The sequence below is a fragment of the Agromyces sp. Marseille-Q5079 genome (assembly GCF_051016555.1).
In the GTDB taxonomy this organism is placed as follows: Bacteria; Actinomycetota; Actinomycetes; order Actinomycetales; family Microbacteriaceae; genus Agromyces.
The window spans coordinates 91,509-107,125 of sequence record NZ_JBPEJF010000010.1; the positions used below are offsets into that span (position 1 = coordinate 91,509).

Annotated in this window: 14 protein-coding genes; 7 read left to right on the forward strand and 7 right to left on the reverse strand. The window is 69.9% G+C overall.

The features are described from left to right. The first annotated feature begins 21 nt into the window (after positions 1 to 21). Genes valS through ACR3IO_RS18120 form a run of 3 tightly spaced genes read left to right on the forward strand, consistent with a single transcriptional unit; the run spans position 22 to position 3,289 of the window. Positions 22 to 2,604 carry a valine--tRNA ligase gene (valS, locus tag ACR3IO_RS18110; RefSeq protein WP_434072625.1) on the forward strand — a complete coding sequence of 861 codons (2,583 nt, stop codon included), beginning with the start codon at positions 22 to 24 and terminating at the stop codon, positions 2,602 to 2,604. 8 nt (positions 2,605 to 2,612) lie between these two features. Next, positions 2,613 to 3,059 (forward strand): N-acetyltransferase family protein, encoded by a 447-nt coding sequence (locus ACR3IO_RS18115; protein WP_434072626.1) that lies wholly within the window; start codon positions 2,613 to 2,615, stop codon positions 3,057 to 3,059. Continuing rightward, positions 3,059 to 3,289 (forward strand): hypothetical protein, encoded by a 231-nt coding sequence (locus tag ACR3IO_RS18120; protein ID WP_434072627.1) that lies wholly within the window; start codon positions 3,059 to 3,061, stop codon positions 3,287 to 3,289. Before ACR3IO_RS18115 ends, ACR3IO_RS18120 begins: the two co-directional genes overlap by 1 nt. A 34-nt stretch (positions 3,290 to 3,323) precedes the next feature. Here ACR3IO_RS18120 and ACR3IO_RS18125 read toward each other — a convergent pair whose 3' ends face one another. Next, positions 3,324 to 4,154 carry a class I SAM-dependent methyltransferase gene (locus tag ACR3IO_RS18125; protein WP_434072628.1) on the reverse strand — a complete coding sequence of 277 codons (831 nt, stop codon included), beginning with the start codon at positions 4,152 to 4,154 and terminating at the stop codon, positions 3,324 to 3,326. A gap of 30 nt (positions 4,155 to 4,184) precedes the next feature. Between ACR3IO_RS18125 and ACR3IO_RS18130 the strand changes: the two genes are divergently transcribed. Then, positions 4,185 to 6,221 (forward strand): M3 family metallopeptidase, encoded by a 2,037-nt coding sequence (locus tag ACR3IO_RS18130; RefSeq protein ID WP_434072629.1) that lies wholly within the window; start codon positions 4,185 to 4,187, stop codon positions 6,219 to 6,221. A gap of 79 nt (positions 6,222 to 6,300) precedes the next feature. Here the strand turns inward: ACR3IO_RS18130 and ACR3IO_RS18135 are convergent, their stop codons facing one another. Genes ACR3IO_RS18135 through sufB form a run of 5 tightly spaced genes read right to left on the reverse strand, consistent with a single transcriptional unit; the run spans position 6,301 to position 10,398 of the window. Further along, complete coding sequence (locus ACR3IO_RS18135; RefSeq protein WP_055857683.1) at positions 6,301 to 6,630, reverse strand: metal-sulfur cluster assembly factor; 330 nt, start codon at positions 6,628 to 6,630, stop codon at positions 6,301 to 6,303. Positions 6,631 to 6,649: 19 nt separating this feature from the next. After that, positions 6,650 to 7,417, reverse strand: coding sequence for a Fe-S cluster assembly ATPase SufC (gene sufC / locus ACR3IO_RS18140; protein ID WP_354244205.1), 768 nt, complete (start codon positions 7,415 to 7,417; stop codon positions 6,650 to 6,652). A 50-nt stretch (positions 7,418 to 7,467) separates the two neighbouring features. After that, positions 7,468 to 7,794, reverse strand: coding sequence for a non-heme iron oxygenase ferredoxin subunit (locus tag ACR3IO_RS18145; RefSeq protein WP_434072630.1), 327 nt, complete (start codon positions 7,792 to 7,794; stop codon positions 7,468 to 7,470). 1 nt (position 7,795) lies between these two features. Next, the gene (gene sufD, locus ACR3IO_RS18150) at positions 7,796 to 8,965 is read right to left on the reverse strand and encodes a Fe-S cluster assembly protein SufD (RefSeq protein ID WP_434072631.1); all 1,170 of its coding nucleotides are present in this window, start codon (positions 8,963 to 8,965) and stop codon (positions 7,796 to 7,798) included. Positions 8,966 to 8,979: 14 nt separating this feature from the next. After that, the gene (gene sufB, locus ACR3IO_RS18155; protein WP_434072632.1) at positions 8,980 to 10,398 is read right to left on the reverse strand and encodes a Fe-S cluster assembly protein SufB; all 1,419 of its coding nucleotides are present in this window, start codon (positions 10,396 to 10,398) and stop codon (positions 8,980 to 8,982) included. A gap of 250 nt (positions 10,399 to 10,648) precedes the next feature. On the opposite strand from sufB, the gene ACR3IO_RS18160 reads away from it, so the two are divergent. Both ACR3IO_RS18160 and ACR3IO_RS18165 read left to right on the forward strand, forming a co-directional pair. Further along, on the forward strand, positions 10,649 to 11,587 hold the full coding sequence (locus ACR3IO_RS18160) for a COX15/CtaA family protein (protein ID WP_434072633.1): 939 nt from the start codon (positions 10,649 to 10,651) through the stop codon (positions 11,585 to 11,587). Continuing rightward, positions 11,587 to 12,180 (forward strand): gamma carbonic anhydrase family protein, encoded by a 594-nt coding sequence (locus ACR3IO_RS18165; protein WP_434072634.1) that lies wholly within the window; start codon positions 11,587 to 11,589, stop codon positions 12,178 to 12,180. Before ACR3IO_RS18160 ends, ACR3IO_RS18165 begins: the two co-directional genes overlap by 1 nt. 69 nt (positions 12,181 to 12,249) lie before the next feature. Here ACR3IO_RS18165 and ACR3IO_RS18170 read toward each other — a convergent pair whose 3' ends face one another. Beyond that, positions 12,250 to 13,170 carry a heme o synthase gene (locus ACR3IO_RS18170; protein WP_434072635.1) on the reverse strand — a complete coding sequence of 307 codons (921 nt, stop codon included), beginning with the start codon at positions 13,168 to 13,170 and terminating at the stop codon, positions 12,250 to 12,252. A gap of 328 nt (positions 13,171 to 13,498) precedes the next feature. Here ACR3IO_RS18170 and tkt point away from each other — a divergent pair, with 328 nt between their 5' ends. Then, entirely contained in the window at positions 13,499 to 15,592 is a 2,094-nt protein-coding gene (tkt, locus tag ACR3IO_RS18175; RefSeq protein WP_434072636.1) for a transketolase, read from the forward strand. Positions 15,593 to 15,617 lie beyond the last annotated feature (25 nt).

Consider the following 15,617-nt stretch of genomic DNA (forward strand, 5'->3'; position numbering starts at 1 on the left):
CCGATATCGAACCGGAGCATCATGACCGACACGTCGCGCATCCCCGACAAGCCCGCCCTCGAAGGGCTCGAGACGGTCTGGTCCGAAGCCTGGGAGCGTGACGGCGTCTACACCTTCCCGCGCGAGACGGCCACGCGCGAGACGATCTTCTCGATCGACACCCCGCCGCCGACCGCCTCCGGTTCGCTGCACATCGGTCACGTCTTCTCCTACACGCACACCGACGTGATGGCGCGCTTCCAGCGCATGCGCGGGCGCCACGTGTTCTACCCGATGGGCTGGGACGACAACGGCCTGCCCACCGAGCGCCGCGTGCAGAACTACTACGGCGTGCGCTGCGACCCGACCCTCCCCTACGAGGCCGGCTTCGTGCCGCCGTTCGAGGGCGGCGACGGCAAGTCGACCAAGGCCGCCGACCAGAAGCCCATCAGCCGCCGCAACTTCATCGAGCTGTGCGAGCGCCTCACCGTCGAGGACGAGAAGCAGTTCGAGGCCCTGTGGCGCACGCTCGGCCTCTCGGTCGACTGGAAGCAGAGCTACCGCACCATCGCCGACGAGGCGATCTTCACCTCGCAGCTCGCCTTCGTGCGCAACGTCGAGCGCGGCGAGGCGTACCAGGCGCTCGCGCCCACCCTCTGGGACGTCACGTTCCGCACGGCGGTCGCGCAGGCCGAACTCGAGGACCGAGAGCAGCCCGGCCACTACCACCGCGTGTCCTTCCACCGCCCCGACGGCGGCACGATCGAGATCGAGACGAGCCGCCCCGAGCTCATCGCCGCGTGCGTCGCCCTCGTCGCCCACCCCGACGACGAGCGCTACCAGCCGCTCTTCGGCACCACGGTCACGAGCCCGGTCTTCGGCGTCGACGTGCCCGTGCTCGCACACCACCTCGCCCAGAAGGACAAGGGCACCGGCATCGCCATGATCTGCACCTTCGGCGACGTGACCGACGTCGTGTGGTGGCGCGAGCTCGACCTCCCGAACCGCGCGATCATCGGCTTCGACGGCCGCATCATCGCCGAGGCGCCCGAGGCCATCACGAGCGAGGCCGGCCGCGCCGCCTTCGCCGAGATCGCGGGCAAGACCACCTTCTCGGCCAAGCAGGCCGTCGTCGACCTGCTTCGCGCCTCCGGCGACCTGCTCGCCGACCCCAAGGCGATCACGCATCCGGTGAAGTTCTTCGAGAAGGGCGACCGCCCCCTCGAGATCGTCTCGACCCGCCAGTGGTACATCAGCAACGGCGCCCGCGACGCCGGGCTCAAGGAGCGCCTGCTCGAGCACGGCCGCGCCATCGACTGGCACCCCGACTTCATGCGCGTGCGCTACGAGAACTGGGTCGGCGGCCTCTCGGGCGACTGGCTCGTCTCCCGCCAGCGGTTCTTCGGCGTGCCGATCCCCGTCTGGTACCCGCTCGACGAGGCAGGCGACCCGAAGTTCGACGAGCCCATCGTCGCGACCCGCGACATCCTGCCCGTCGATCCCTCGTCGGCGCCGGCCCCCGGATACGACGAGGCGCAGCGCGGTGCTCCGGGCGGCTTCATCGGCGAGCACGACGTCATGGACACGTGGGCGACCTCCTCCCTGACGCCGCAGCTCGCGGGCGGCTGGGAGCGCGACCCCGAACTCTTCGACCTCGTCTTCCCGTACTCGCTCCGCCCGCAGGGCCAGGACATCATCCGCACGTGGCTCTTCTCGTCCACGCTCCGTGCCGAGCTCGAGCACGGCACGGCACCCTGGAGCGACGCGGCCATCTCCGGCTTCATCGTCGACCCCGACCGCAAGAAGATGTCCAAGTCCAAGGGCAACGTCGTCACGCCCGCCGGCCTGCTCGAGCAGCACGGCTCCGACGCCGTGCGGTACTGGGCCGCCTCGTCGCGCCTCGGCACCGACGCCTCGTTCGACCCGCAGAACCCGACGCAGGTCAAGATCGGCCGCCGCCTCGCCATCAAGGTGCTGAACGCGGCGAAGTTCATTCTCGGCTTCGAGGGCAGTGCGGACGCCGCGGTCTCGGTCGCCGTCGACCGCAGCATGCTCGCCGAACTGGCCGAGGTCGTCACGAAGGCGACCAAGTCGCTCGAGTCCTACGACCACGCCCGGGCGCTCGAACTGTCCGAGACGTTCTTCTGGACCTTCTGCGACGACTACCTCGAGCTGGTCAAGGAGCGCGCCTACGGCGAGCCGAGCGTCGAGCAGGCCTCCGCCGTCGCCGCACTGAAGACCGCGCTCAGCGTCCTGCTGCGCCTGTTCGCGCCGGTCATCCCGTTCGCGACCGAAGAGGTCTGGAGCTGGTCGAACGCCGACTCGGTGCACCACGCCGCGTGGCCCGCGCTCGACGAGCTCGCCGCACGCGGCGAGGCCGGGCCCGAGCTGCTCGAACTCGCGAGCCTCGCACTGACCGGCATCCGCCGGGCGAAGACGGCGGCCAAGGCCTCGCAGAAGACGCCGGTGACCCGTGCGGTCATCGCCGCGCCCGCCGCCACGATCGCGCTGCTCACGGCCGTGGCATCCGACCTGCGTGCGGTGGGGCGCATCGCCGAGCTCGAATTCGTCGAGGGCGACGACTTCGAGGTCCGAGACATCGAACTGGAAACACCCGAGGCTTAGGGGAGCCCATGACACACGAGATCCGACGAGCGAACGAAGACGACTTCTTCGGCTGGCTGCCACTGTTCGAGGCGTACTGCCGCTTCTACGAGACCGAGCTCGACGACGCCAAGGCGCTCATCGTCTGGAACTGGATCAGCGACGAGCACGACCCGCTGCAGGCCGCGCTCGCGGTCGACGAGGAGGGCACGCCCGTCGGGCTCGCCCACTACCGGGTCGTGCCCGACAGCCTGTCGGCCACGCGCGGCATGCACCTCGACGACCTCTACGTCGACGAGTCCGTTCGCGGCGCCGGCGTGGGCACGGCGCTGATCCGGTTCGTGCACGAGCGGGCGAGCGAGGTCGGCTCGGGCGGGGTCTCCTGGATCACGGCCGCCGACAACGAATCCGCGCAGCGTCTCTACGACGAGCTCGCCACCCGCACGAGCTGGGTGACCTACGAGATGGGCGCCTGATGCAGCTCGGCACCCGCTGGGCGTTCGGCGGCCGGCCCCCGGCATCCGTGCCCGCGGAGCTGGCCGAGCGGCTGGCCGAGCTCGAGGCCGGGCGTCCGGGCGGAGCCGGGCACTGGACCCTCACCTGGCTCGAGGGTCGGCCGATCGCCGAGCTCGACGACGGCACGCGCGTGACCCTCGAGGGCACGACGACGCCGTCGAGCGGTGAGGACCACGACGACGACTGGTGAGCCCGCTCGGCGCAGGCTCCGCTGAGGGATGCGCTCAGGGCCGCGCGATGATCTCGCCGTGCGGCATGAGCATCCAGCCGTCGGCGTCGCGCACCCATGCGAGCCAGCCCTCCGAGATGCGCTGGAGTTCGCCGGGGTCGGCGTGACCCGATTCGATGGCGTGCGCCGCGAACTGCGACTCGAGCGCACGTTGGGCCCATGAGGTGCCCCACCACTCACGCTCGGCGTCCGACGCGAACACCCACACGGACCCGAGCGCCTCGACCTCGCCGAACCCGGCGGCCCTGACCCACGCCTTCAGGTGCCGGCCGGCATCGGGTTCGCCGCCGTTCCAGCGGTGGACGTCGCGGTAGAGCGAGAGCCAGCGCGTGAGCTCGGGTCTCTCGGGTGCCGTGACGACCCCGCCGTAGTCGACGTCCCGCACGGCGAGCACGCCGCCGGGCTTCAGGACGCGCCGGAACTCGCGCAGGGCGTCGACCGGTCGCCGCAGGTGCTGCAGCACCTGGTGCGCGTGCACGACGTCGAACGAGGCATCGGGGAAGTCGAGGGCGTACGCGTCGCCGACTCGGAACTCCGCGTTGGCGACGCCGGAGCTGCGCGCGAGGCCGTTCGCCTCGGCCACGATCTCGGGTGAGGCGTCGATGCCGATGACCCGGCCCGGGCGGACGCGCCGCGCGAGGTCGATCGAGATGGTGCCGGGACCGCTGCCCACGTCGAGGATGTCGAGGCCGGCCGTGAGGCTGGGCTCGAGGTAGGCGGCGGAGTTCGAGACCGTGCGCCACAGGTGCGAACTCAGGACGCTCGGATGGTGGCCGTGGGTGTAGACGTCGCGGTCGGGCGCGGCTTCCGGTGCGTGCTCGCTCATGCCCCGAGCCTATGCCGATAGGGTCGGCGGATGGCCGACGTGACGAATCCGCTCCTCGAACCCAGCCCGCTCCCCTACGGCTTGCCGTTGTTCGCCCTGATCAGGGCGGAGCACTACCCCGAAGCGCTCGAGGTCGGCATGCGCCGCCAACGGGAGGCGGTCGAGGCCATCGCATCGGATGCCGCGGAGCCGACGTTCGAGAACACGATGCTCGCGTTGGAGCGCTCGGGCGCCCTGCTCGACCAGGTGCTCGCGGTGTTCGAGAACGCGAGTTCGGCCGATGCGAGTCCGGAGCTCGACGAGATCGACACGGCGTTCGCTCCCCGACTGACGGCCCACGCCGATGCGATCGTGCTCGACCAGCGCCTGTTCGCGCGCGTGCACGACCTGTTCGTGCGGCGCCACGCGCTCGGCCTCGAGCCCGACGCCGTGTACCTGATCGAGCGGGCGCATCATCGCGCCCAGCTGGCCGGCGCCGGGCTCGACGACGCGGCCCGTGCCGAGCTTTCCGCGCTCAACGAGCGCCTCTCGACGCTGACGACCGCGTTCCAGCAGCTCCTGCTGGCCGACACGAACGACCTCGCCCTGCACCTGACCGACGCAGTCGACCTCGCCGGCCTCGACGACGGCGCGCGCTCGGCCGCACGCGAGGCGGCCTCCGCCCGTGGCCTCGACGGCTGGCTGCTGACCCTGGTGCTGCCCAGCATGCAGCCGGCACTCACGGACCTCACCTCTGCTGGCATGCGCGACGCCCTCCTCGAGGCGTCACGGTCCCGTGGCTCCCGCGGCGGGTCGCACGACACGCGTGAGACGCTGCTCGAGATCGTGCGGCTCCGCGCCGAGCGCGCGGCCCTCCTCGGGTTCGCGAACCATGCGGCCGCCGTGACGGCTGGCCAGACCGCCGGCTCCCCCGACGCCGTGGCCGCACTCCTCGAGGAGTTGAGCGGCCCGGCCATGCGCAACGTGCGCCGCGAGCACGAGCGTCTCGTCGCCGTCGCGGAGGCATCCGGTGAACGGACGCCGACGGCCGCCGACTGGCCGCGCCTCAGCGCACGCGAGCGTGCGGCCGAATCGTTCGATGCGGCCGAGGTGCGGCCCTACCTCGAGTTCGACCGCGTGCTCGTGGACGGCGTCTTCCACGCGGCCCACCTGCTCTACGGGCTCCGATTCACTGCCCGGCCGGACCTCGTCGGCTACCACCCCGACACGCGCGTGCACGAGGTGTTCGAGGACGACGGAACGCCGGTCGGCCTCTACCTGCTCGATCCGTACACGCGGGACTCCAAGCGCGGCGGAGCGTGGATGAGTTCGCTCGTCGAGCAGTCCGACCTCACGGGCGACCTGCCCATCGTCGTCAACAACCTCAACATCCCGAAGCCCGGGGCGGGCGAGCCGACCCTGCTCACCTTCGACGAGGCCGAGACCCTGTTCCACGAGTTCGGGCACGCGCTGCACGGGCTGCTCGCGCGCGTGCGGTTCCCGTCGCAGGCCGGCACCCGGGTCTTCCGCGACTTCGTCGAGCTGCCCAGCCAGGTGAACGAGCTCTGGCTCATCCGCCCCGAGGTCCTCGCGAACTTCGCGGTGCACCACGAGACCGGCGAACGGATGCCGCAGCCGCTCGCCGAACGACTGCTCGCCTCGACCGGGACCGAGACCGGCTTCTCCACGGCGGAGTACCTCGCGGCGGCCGCCCTCGACCTCGCCTGGCATCGCCTCGGCGCCGGTGACGAGGTCGGCGACGTCGCGGCGTTCGAAGCGCGGGCCCTCGAGTCCGCCGGTCTCGCGCATCCGCTCGTCCCGCCGCGCTATGGCAGCTCGTACTTCGCCCACGTGTTCGCGGGCGGCTACGACGCCGGCTACTACTCGTACATCTGGAGCGAGGTGCCGGGCGCCGACATGATGGCCTGGTTCGAGGAGCACGATGGTGCGACCCGCGCGAACGGCGACCGATTCCGGCGCGAGGTGCTCGCGCCGGGGGGCTCGCGGGATCCGGGCATCTCGATCCGCGCGTTCCTCGGGCGCGAGCCGTCGATCGATGCGCTGCTCGCGCGTCGTGGCCTGACCTGAGCTCGACCGGAGCCGAGACGACGGATGCCCCGTGCAGACGTGCTGCACGGGGCATCCGGACTGATCGTGGTGCGCCGGCTCAGATCGCGAAGCCGAGCGCGCGCATCATGTCGCGACCATCGTCGGTGATGCGCTCGGGACCCCACGGCGGCATCCACACCCAGTTGATGCGGAACGCCTCCACGACGCCGTCGAGCGCCTCGGCGGTCTGCTCCTCGAGCACGTCGGTGAGCGGGCATCCGGCGCTCGTGAGCGTCATGTGGATGATGAGCGCGTTGTTCTCGTCATCCCATCCGAGGTCGTAGATGAGTCCGAGGTCGACGACGTTGACGCCGAGCTCGGGGTCGACGACGTCTTTCAGCGCCTCTTCGACCTCGTCGTAGCGCTCAGGAGCGAGTGAGGTGGCCATGATCGGATTCTACTCGCGCCTACTCGGCCGCCGACTCGGCGACCTGGTAGCGGTCGTAGCCCTCCTCTTCGAGACGGTCGGCGAGCTCGGGGCCGCCCTGCTCGGCGATGCGGCCCGCGACGAACACGTGCACGAAGTCGGGCTTGATGTACCGGAGGATGCGCGTGTAGTGCGTGATGAGCAGGACACCGAGGCCGGTGTTCGCCTTGGCGCGGTTGACGCCCTCGGACACGATCTTCAGCGCGTCGACGTCGAGGCCCGAGTCGGTCTCGTCGAGCACCGCGAACTTCGGCTTCAGCAGCTCGAGCTGCAGGATCTCGTTGCGCTTCTTCTCGCCGCCCGAGAAGCCCTCGTTGACGTTGCGCTCGGCGAAGGCCTTGTCCATCTTGAGGTTCTTCATCGACTCGCGCACGTCCTTGACCCACGTGCGCACCGACGGCGCCTCGCCGTCGATCGCGGTCTTCGCGGTGCGGAGGAAGTTGGTGACGGTGACCCCGGGGATCTCGACGGGGTACTGCATGGCCAGGAAGATGCCGACGCGCGCACGCTCGTCGACGCTCATCTCGAGCACGTTCTCGCCGTCGAGGAGGATCTCGCCCTCGACGACGGTGTACTTCGGGTGGCCGGCGATCGTGTAGGCGAGGGTCGACTTGCCGGAGCCGTTGGGGCCCATGATGGCGTGGATCTCGCCCTCGTTGATGACCAGGTCGACGCCGCGGAGGATCTCGCGGGTTCCCTGGTCGGTCTCGACGTTGACGTGCAGGTTCTTGATCTCGAGCACGGACATGGTGATGGGGGTTCTCTTTCGATTGTCGGCCGCGCGGGCCGGAAACTGGTTCAGACGGCCAGGGTGACCGCGGGGTCGATGTGCACGTCGCCGTCGGTGATCTCCACCTGGTAGACGGGCACGGGTTCGTAGGCGGGGAGCGTGAGCGGCTTGCCGGTCTTCAGCGAGAACTTCGACCCGTGCGCCCAGCACTCGAGCGTGTCGTCCTCGACGAAGCCCTCGGCGAGGGAGATGTCACCGTGGGTGCAGGTGTCGCCGATGGCGAAGACCTGACCGGCGGAGTCCTTGACGACGGCGATCGGCACGCCCTCGAGCACGAAACGCGACGCCTCGTTCTCGGCGAGGTCGGCGACGGAGCAGACACGAACGGATGCCACGTCAGCGCCCTTCCAGCTCTGCCTCGATCGCCGCCGTGAGGCGGGCTTCGAGGTCGGCCGAGCCGATCTTCTGCACGATGTCGGTGAGGAAGCCGCGCACGACGAGGCGACGCGCCTCGTCTTCGCGGATGCCGCGTGCCATGAGGTAGAACAGCTGCTCATCGTCGAAGCGGCCCGTGGCACTCGCGTGCCCGGCGCCCTCGATGTCGCCGGTCTCGATCTCGAGGTTCGGCACGGAGTCGGCGCGAGTGCCCTCGGTGAGCACGAGGTTGCGGTTCTGCTCGTAGCTGTCGGTGCCGACCGCGGCGTTGCCGATGAGCACGTCGCCGATCCAGACCGTGCGTGCGCCCGCGCCCTGCAGCGCGCCCTTGTACGTCACGCGGCTCTTCGTGTGCGGCGCGTCGTGGTGCACGAAGACCTGCTGCTCGAGGTGCTGGCCGGCGTCGGCGAAGTAGAGGCCGAGCGACTCGATGTCGGCGCCCTGGTCGGCGAGGTGGGTCGACGGGTTCACCCGGACGACCTTGCCACCGAGCGAGACCACGATGTGCTTGAGGAACGAGTCGCGGCCGAGACGAGCGAACTGGCTCGAGAGGTGGACCGCCTCGTCGCCCCACTCCTGCAGCGAGACGACGGTGAGCGAGGCCCCGTCGCCGACGATGATCTCGACGTTCTCGCTGAGACGGGCGCTGCCGGTGCCGGCGAGGACCACGAAGCCGCGGCTGTTCGGCGCCGACTCGATGACGGTGTGCGCGGCGCGCGGTGCGTCGCCGAGCGCGGTGCGGGTCACGAACGCGACCTTCTCGTCTTCGCCGGTGAAGGAGACGAGGAGCGCCTCGCCGAACGTCGACCAGGCGTTCGCGCTCGCGCGGTCCTCGGGAGTGCCCGCCGCACCGATGCGCGCATCGTCGCGGGGGATGTACGAGTACGCGACGCCCGCGACATCCGTCGTCTCGATCGGAAGGCGCGACCCGTCGAGCTCGCCGCCGGTGAGGTCGGCGAACGCGGCGACCGGGGAGAGCTTCCACTCGTGCTCGCGGCCGTTGACGGGAGCGAAGTCCTCGACGTGCACCGAGCGGAACCGCTCGGAGCGCGTCTGCACGGGCACGAAGGCGCCGTCGGAGTGCGCGACGAGTCCGTGCTGCCCTGCCGTGGGCATGGCTGTGCTGGTCATCTGGGCGGTCACTGCTAGCCCACCGATCCTTCCATGCCCATTTCGATGAGCTTGTTGAGTTCCATCGCGTATTCCATGGGCAGCTCGCGGGCGATCGGCTCGATGAAGCCGCGCACGATCATCGACATGGCCTCGGTCTCGTCGATGCCACGGCTCATGAGGTAGAAGAGCTGCTCCTCGCTCACCTTCGACACCGTCGCCTCGTGGCCGAGCTTCACGTCGTCGACGCGGATGTCGATGGCCGGGTAGGTGTCGGACCGCGAGATCGTGTCGACGAGCAGGGCGTCGCAGACGACGCTGTTCGCCGAGTGGTGCGCGTTCGCGTCGATGCGGACCTCGCCGCGGTAGCCGGCTCGGCCCCCGCCACGGGCGATCGACTTCGAGACGATCGACGACTGCGTGTACGGCGCCATGTGGATCATCTTCGCGCCGGCGTCCTGGTGCTGGCCGGGGCCCGCGAAGGCGACCGAGAGCGTCTCGCCCTTGGCGTGCTCGCCCATGAGGAAGATCGACGGGTACTTCATCGTGACCTTCGAGCCGATGTTGCCGTCGACCCACTCCATGGTGGCGCCCTCGGCCGCGGTGGCCCGCTTGGTGACGAGGTTGTAGACGTTGTTCGACCAGTTCTGGATCGTCGTGTAGCGAACGCGGGCGTTCTTCTTCACGATGATCTCGACGACCGCCGAGTGCAGCGAGTCGGACTTGTAGATCGGGGCCGTGCAGCCCTCGATGTAGTGCACGTAGCTGTCCTCATCGGCGATGATCAGCGTGCGCTCGAACTGGCCCATGTTCTCGGTGTTGATGCGGAAGTAGGCCTGCAGCGGGATCTCGACGTGCACTCCCGGCGGGACGTAGACGAACGAGCCGCCGGACCACACGGCCGTGTTCAGCGCGGCGAACTTGTTGTCGCCCGCCGGGATCACGGTGCCGAAGTACTCCTCGAAGAACTCGGGGTGCTCCTTCAGCGCGGTGTCGGTGTCCATGAAGATGACGCCCTGGCGCTCGAGCTCTTCGTTGATCTGGTGGTAGACCACCTCGGACTCGTACTGCGCGGCGACGCCGGCGACGAGGCGCTGGCGCTCGGCCTCGGGGATGCCGAGCTTCTCGTACGTGTTCTTGATGTCGTCGGGCAGGTCCTCCCAGGTCTGGGCCTGCTGCTCGGTCGAGCGCACGAAGTACTTGATGTTGTCGAAGTCGATCTCGGAGAGATCCGCACCCCACGTGGGCATCGGCTTGCGTTCGAAGAGCTGCAGTGCGCGCTGGCGTCGCTGCAGCATCCATTCGGGCTCCGACTTCAACGCGGAGATGTCGGCGACGACCTCCGGCGAGATTCCGCGTCGGGCGGAGGCCCCCGCGGCGTCGGAGTCGGCCCATCCGAACTCGTACGTTCCGAGTCCTTCGAGTTCCGGCCGGTCGATCAGTACGTCCGTCATGCTCTCCCTCTTCTCCTCCCGTGCAACCGGCTATCAGGCCGGCCCATCGCCTCCCGTGAGTCGAGGCGCTCGTGGAGATGGTGATGATGTGCGGGTGGCGTCAATGCGAACCTAAGATATGTGGGTACCCGCATCGCGCGTTCTCGCGCGCCTCGCGGAATCTCCAACCCACCAAGTCTATAGGGTCGCGCCGCCGCCTGGTCCGTACTCCCAGCGCCAGCACAGCAGACCCGGAGCAGGACCTCCCAGCGTGAACCGCTTCACCGCGTGGCTCCCCCAGCACGTCGATCGCCGCATCCGCTTCTTCGCATGGCTCTCGTTCGTCGCCCAGACGACGATCATCGCCACCGGCGGCGCCGTGCGGCTCACGGGATCGGGCCTCGGATGCCCCACCTGGCCGACCTGCACTCCCGGCTCGCTGGTCCCGACCGAGGAGTTGAGCTATCACTCGCTGATCGAGTTCGGCAACCGCCTCATGACGGGCGTGGTCGGCATCGTCGCGCTGATCCTGTTCATCCTCGTCTGGCGCATCCGCGCCGAGCGGCGCGACCTCTTCACGCTGTCGTTCATCGTCGGCGCCGGCATCGTCGCGCAGGCGATCGTCGGCGGCGTGACCGTCTGGACCGGCCTGAACCCGTTCATCGTCGGGTTCCACTACGTGTCCTCGCTGCTGCTCGTCTGCGTCATGGCGGCCTTCCTCGTGCGCATGGACACCGCGCCGGGGCCGCGAGAGCGCGCCGTGCCCGCCTGGTACGCCGCCCTGGCCCACGCCACGACCGGTGTGCTCGCCGTATCGATCGTCTTCGGCGTGCTCACGACGGGCGCCGGACCGCACTCCGGCGACGCGGCCGCCGGTCGCAACGGCTTCGACGCCCAACTGCTCGAGCACGTCCACGCGTGGCCGGGGTACGCCGTCTTCGCGCTCACGCTCGTGCTCCTCATCGCCGCGTGGCGACTGCGGCTGCCCACCCTCCGATGGACGGCGCTGCTGCTCGCGGTCGAGCTCGTGCAGATCGCGGTCGGTCTCTACCAGGCCCGCAACGGCCTCCCGCCGCTCGCCGTCGGCGTGCACATGGTGCTCGCCGCCCTCACGGCCGCGGCGATGACCGTCGTCATCCTGCACCTCAAGCGCCCGGTGGCGGCGGATGCCGCACCCGAGGCGTCGCCCGTCGGGGCATCCGTCCGCTGATGCTGGTCCGGCACCGGGGCCGCGAGCCGCGCATCTCCCCCGATGCGACGGTCGCACCCGGAGCCGTGATCTCGGGCGACGTGCGCGTCGAGGCCGGTGCCCGCATCCTGCACGGCGCGGTGATCACCGCCGAAGACGGCGAGATCCGCGTCGGCGCGGGCACGGTCATCCTCGAGCACGCCCTGGTGCGCGGCCGCGCGGGGCATCCGGCGCTCATCGGCGACGGCGTCATGATCGGGCCGCACGCGCACGTCAACGGCGCCACGATCGGCGACGGCGCGTTCATCGCCACGGGCGCGGCCGTGTTCCCCGGCGCCGTCGTCGGCGCGGGTGCCGAGGTGCGCGTGAACGGCGTCGTCCAAGTGAACACCACGCTGGGGCCGGGCGCGGTCGTGCCGATCGGCTGGATCGCGGTCGGAACGCCCGCGCAGCTGTTCAGCCCCGATCGGCACGACGAGATCTGGGCCGTCCAGAAGGCGCTCGACTTCCCGGGTACCGTCTACGGTGTCGACCGCTCGGCCGGCATGGCCGAGATCATGCGGCGGCAGTCGGCGTTCTACGCGGCCCACGACGCGGACGAGGTCGTCGGCTGATCGACGGCCCCGCCGGCGGCACGACGAGGCGCCCGCCCTGCTGCCGCACCAGCGCTGCCGAGAGCGCGACTAGAAGGGAAGCAGCGGGTCGACGCCGATCGCGATGAACAGCAGCGAGAGGTACGCGATCGAGCCGTGGAACACCCGCATCGGCGAGACGTTCACGTGGCGGATCGCCAGGTTGTAGAGCCGGTGCGTCTCGTAGATGAACCAGACGCCCGTGACGAGCGCGACGGTCGAGTAGAGCAGGCCCATGTCGGCGATCGGGATGAGCAGCAGCGAGCACGCGACGGTCGCCCACGCGTAGAGGATGACCTGGAGTCCGACCTGGGCACGGCCGCGCACGACGGCGAGCATCGGGACGCCGGCGGCGGCGTAGTCGTCCTTGTACTTCATCGAGAGCGGCCAGTAGTGCGGCGGCGTCCAGAGGAAGATGATGAGGAACAGGATGACCGGGGGCCAGCTGAGGTCGCCCGTGACGGCCGCCCAGCCGATGAGCACGGGCATGCAGCCCGCGACGCCGCCCCAGACGATGTTCTGCGCCGTGCGGCGCTTGAGGATCAGGCTGTAGAACACCACATAGAGCAGGATCGCGCCGAGCGAGAGCGCGGCGGCGAGCCAGTTCGTGAACACGCCGAGCCAGACGATCGACGCGACGCCGAGGCCGTACGCGAACACGAGTGCCTCGCGATCGGTCAGCTCGCCCGTCACGAGGGGACGACCCTGGGTGCGCTTCATGAGGCGATCGATGTCGCGGTCGATGTAGCAGTTGAACGCGCCCGCCGAGCCGGCGCTCATCGCGCCGCCGATCAGGGTCGCGATCAGCAACCACAGGCTCGGGAGGCCGTTCTGCGCGAGGATCATCGTCGGCGCGGTGACGACGAGCAGCAGCTCGATCACCCGCGGCTTCGTCAGCGCCAGATACGCCGCGAGCTTGCGCTTCAGGGTCGACTCCGGACCGGCTTGCCGCGTCTCAACTGCTGCCTGCATCGCTCCTCTTCCGCGTGGGCGCGCCGAAGAGAACGCGGCCCGTCTGCGATTCTACGTCATGCAACGTCATCGCCATGGGCACGGCGCCCGCCGCCCGAGCGCGGGGATCCGGCACCTCACACCCCGTCGCCGCCGCCGTGAACTCGTCGTCACGCCCGTGAAACTGAGCCTTTCCATATACTTTGAGCATGCGGGCCTCCCCGCGTTGTTCGCGATCCACACTTGAAGGTGATCCGTTCGCGCACGCCGAAGGCAACGTCGCCGCAGTGATTTCCAAGGCCGTCCGACATCGTCACGGCCGCCCTCACCCGGAAGGAACACCCCACTCGTGACTCACCTGAACTGGGAGCCCATCGACGACCGCGCCGTCGACACCGCTCGGATCCTCGCGGCCGACGCCGTCGAGAAGGTCGGCAATGGCCACCCCGGCACCGCGATGAGCCTCGCCCCCGCGGCGTACCTGCTCTTCCAGAAGGTCATGCGCCGCGACCCGGCCGACCACCAGTGGCTCGGCCGCGACCGCTTCATCCTGTCGGCGGGCCACAGCTCGCTCACGCAGTACGTGCAGCTCTACCTCGCCGGCGACGGCCTCGAGCTCGACGACCTCAAGTCGCTGCGCACCTGGGGCTCGAAGACCCCCGGACACCCCGAGTACGGCCACACCGACGGCGTGGAGATCACGACCGGGCCGCTCGGCCAGGGCCTCGCATCCGCCGTCGGCTTCGCGTACGCCTCCCGCTTCGAGCGCGGCCTCTTCGACCCGGATGCCGCGGCGGGCACGAGCCCGTTCGACCACTTCGTCTACGTGGTCGCCGGTGACGGCGACCTGCAGGAGGGCGTGACCAGCGAGGCCTCCTCGCTCGCCGGCCACCAGCAGCTCGGCAACCTCGTCGTGATCTACGACTCCAACCAGATCTCGATCGAGGACGACACCAACATCGCCTTCACCGAGAGCGTCGCCGACCGCTACGCGGCCTACGGATGGCACGTGCAGACCGTCGACTGGAAGAAGACCGGCGAGTACGTCGAGGACGTCGCCGAGCTGCACGCCGCGATCGAGGCCGCCAAGGGCGAGACCTCGAAGCCGTCGATCATCATCCTGAAGACGATCATCGGCTGGCCCTCCCCCGGCAAGCAGAACTCGGGCAAGATCCACGGCTCCGCGCTGGGCGCAGCCGAGCTCGCCGCCACGAAGGAGGTGCTCGGCTTCGACCCCGAGCAGAGCTTCGTCGTCGCCGAGGACGTCATCGAGCACACCCGCGGCGCGCACGCACGCGGTGCGGCGGCCAAGGCCGAATGGCAGACGTCGTTCGACGCCTGGGCCGAGGCGAACCCCGAGCGCAAGCAGCTGCTCGACCGCCTCGAGGCAGGCGAGCTGCCCGAGGGCCTGGAGTCCGCGCTTCCCGCATTCGAGGGCGGCACCGAGGTCTCGACCCGTGCCGCGAGCGGCAAGGTCATCAACGCGCTGGCCGCGCAGCTCCCCGAGTTCTGGGGCGGTTCGGCCGACCTCGCCGAATCGAACCTGACCACGATCAACGGCGCCGCGTCGTTCATCCCGTCCGAGTGGTCGACCCACGAGTTCTCGGGCAACCCCTACGGCCGCGTGCTGCACTTCGGCATCCGCGAGCACGCCATGGGCGCGATCGTCAACGGCATCGCCCTGCACGGCAAGACGCGACCGTTCGGCGGCACGTTCCTCATCTTCAGCGACTACATGCGCCCCGCCGTGCGCCTCGCCGCGCTCATGAAGGTGCCCTCGATCTTCGTCTGGACGCACGACTCCGTCGCGCTCGGCGAGGACGGCCCGACCCACCAGCCCATCGAACAGCTCGCCACGCTCCGCGCGATCCCCGGCTTCACGGTGGTCCGCCCGGCCGACGCCAACGAGACCGCGGCCGCCTGGCTCGAGATCCTGACCCGGCGCGACGCCCCCGTCGGCATCGCGCTCACGCGTCAGAACATCCCGGTCTTCGCACGTGGCGCCGGTGCGGCATCCGGTGACGAGTTCGCCTCCGCCGCCGGCGTCGCCAAGGGCGCCTACGTGCTGGCGGATGCCCCGTCCGGCACGCCCGACGTGATCCTCATCGCCACGGGTTCCGAGGTGCAGCTCGCGGTCGCCGCGCGCGAGCAACTCGCCGCCGAGGGCGTGCAGGCGCGCGTCGTGTCCGCTCCCAGCCTCGAGTGGTTCGAGGAGCAGGACGCCGCGTACCGCGAGTCCGTCCTCCCCGCCGCCGTCACGGCTCGCGTCTCGGTCGAGGCGGGCGTCGCACTCAGCTGGGGCCGCTACGTCGGCGACCGCGGCCGCAGCGTGTCCATCGAGCACTTCGGCGCATCCGCCGACTACAAGACGCTCTTCCGCGAGTTCGGCATCACGACCGAAGCCGTCGTCGCCGCCGCCAAGGAATCGCTCGCGTCGGCCTGACGCGAACACGAAGGAGATCTGAGAA

Excerpts from the sequence above, each read along its gene's own strand:
- valS (WP_434072625.1), top strand. The coding sequence starts at position 22 with ATGACCGACACGTCGCGCATCCCCGACAAGCCCGCCCTCGAAGGGCTC.
- ACR3IO_RS18115 (WP_434072626.1), top strand. The coding sequence starts at position 2,613 with ATGACACACGAGATCCGACGAGCGAACGAAGACGACTTCTTCGGCTGG.
- ACR3IO_RS18120 (WP_434072627.1), top strand. The coding sequence starts at position 3,059 with ATGCAGCTCGGCACCCGCTGGGCGTTCGGCGGCCGGCCCCCGGCATCC.
- ACR3IO_RS18125 (WP_434072628.1), bottom strand. The coding sequence starts at position 4,154 with ATGAGCGAGCACGCACCGGAAGCCGCGCCCGACCGCGACGTCTACACC.
- ACR3IO_RS18130 (WP_434072629.1), top strand. The coding sequence starts at position 4,185 with ATGGCCGACGTGACGAATCCGCTCCTCGAACCCAGCCCGCTCCCCTAC.
- ACR3IO_RS18135 (WP_055857683.1), bottom strand. The coding sequence starts at position 6,630 with ATGGCCACCTCACTCGCTCCTGAGCGCTACGACGAGGTCGAAGAGGCG.
- sufC (WP_354244205.1), bottom strand. The coding sequence starts at position 7,417 with ATGTCCGTGCTCGAGATCAAGAACCTGCACGTCAACGTCGAGACCGAC.
- sufD (WP_434072631.1), bottom strand. The coding sequence starts at position 8,965 with ATGACCAGCACAGCCATGCCCACGGCAGGGCAGCACGGACTCGTCGCG.
- sufB (WP_434072632.1), bottom strand. The coding sequence starts at position 10,398 with ATGACGGACGTACTGATCGACCGGCCGGAACTCGAAGGACTCGGAACG.
- ACR3IO_RS18165 (WP_434072634.1), top strand. The coding sequence starts at position 11,587 with ATGCTGGTCCGGCACCGGGGCCGCGAGCCGCGCATCTCCCCCGATGCG.
- ACR3IO_RS18170 (WP_434072635.1), bottom strand. The coding sequence starts at position 13,170 with ATGCAGGCAGCAGTTGAGACGCGGCAAGCCGGTCCGGAGTCGACCCTG.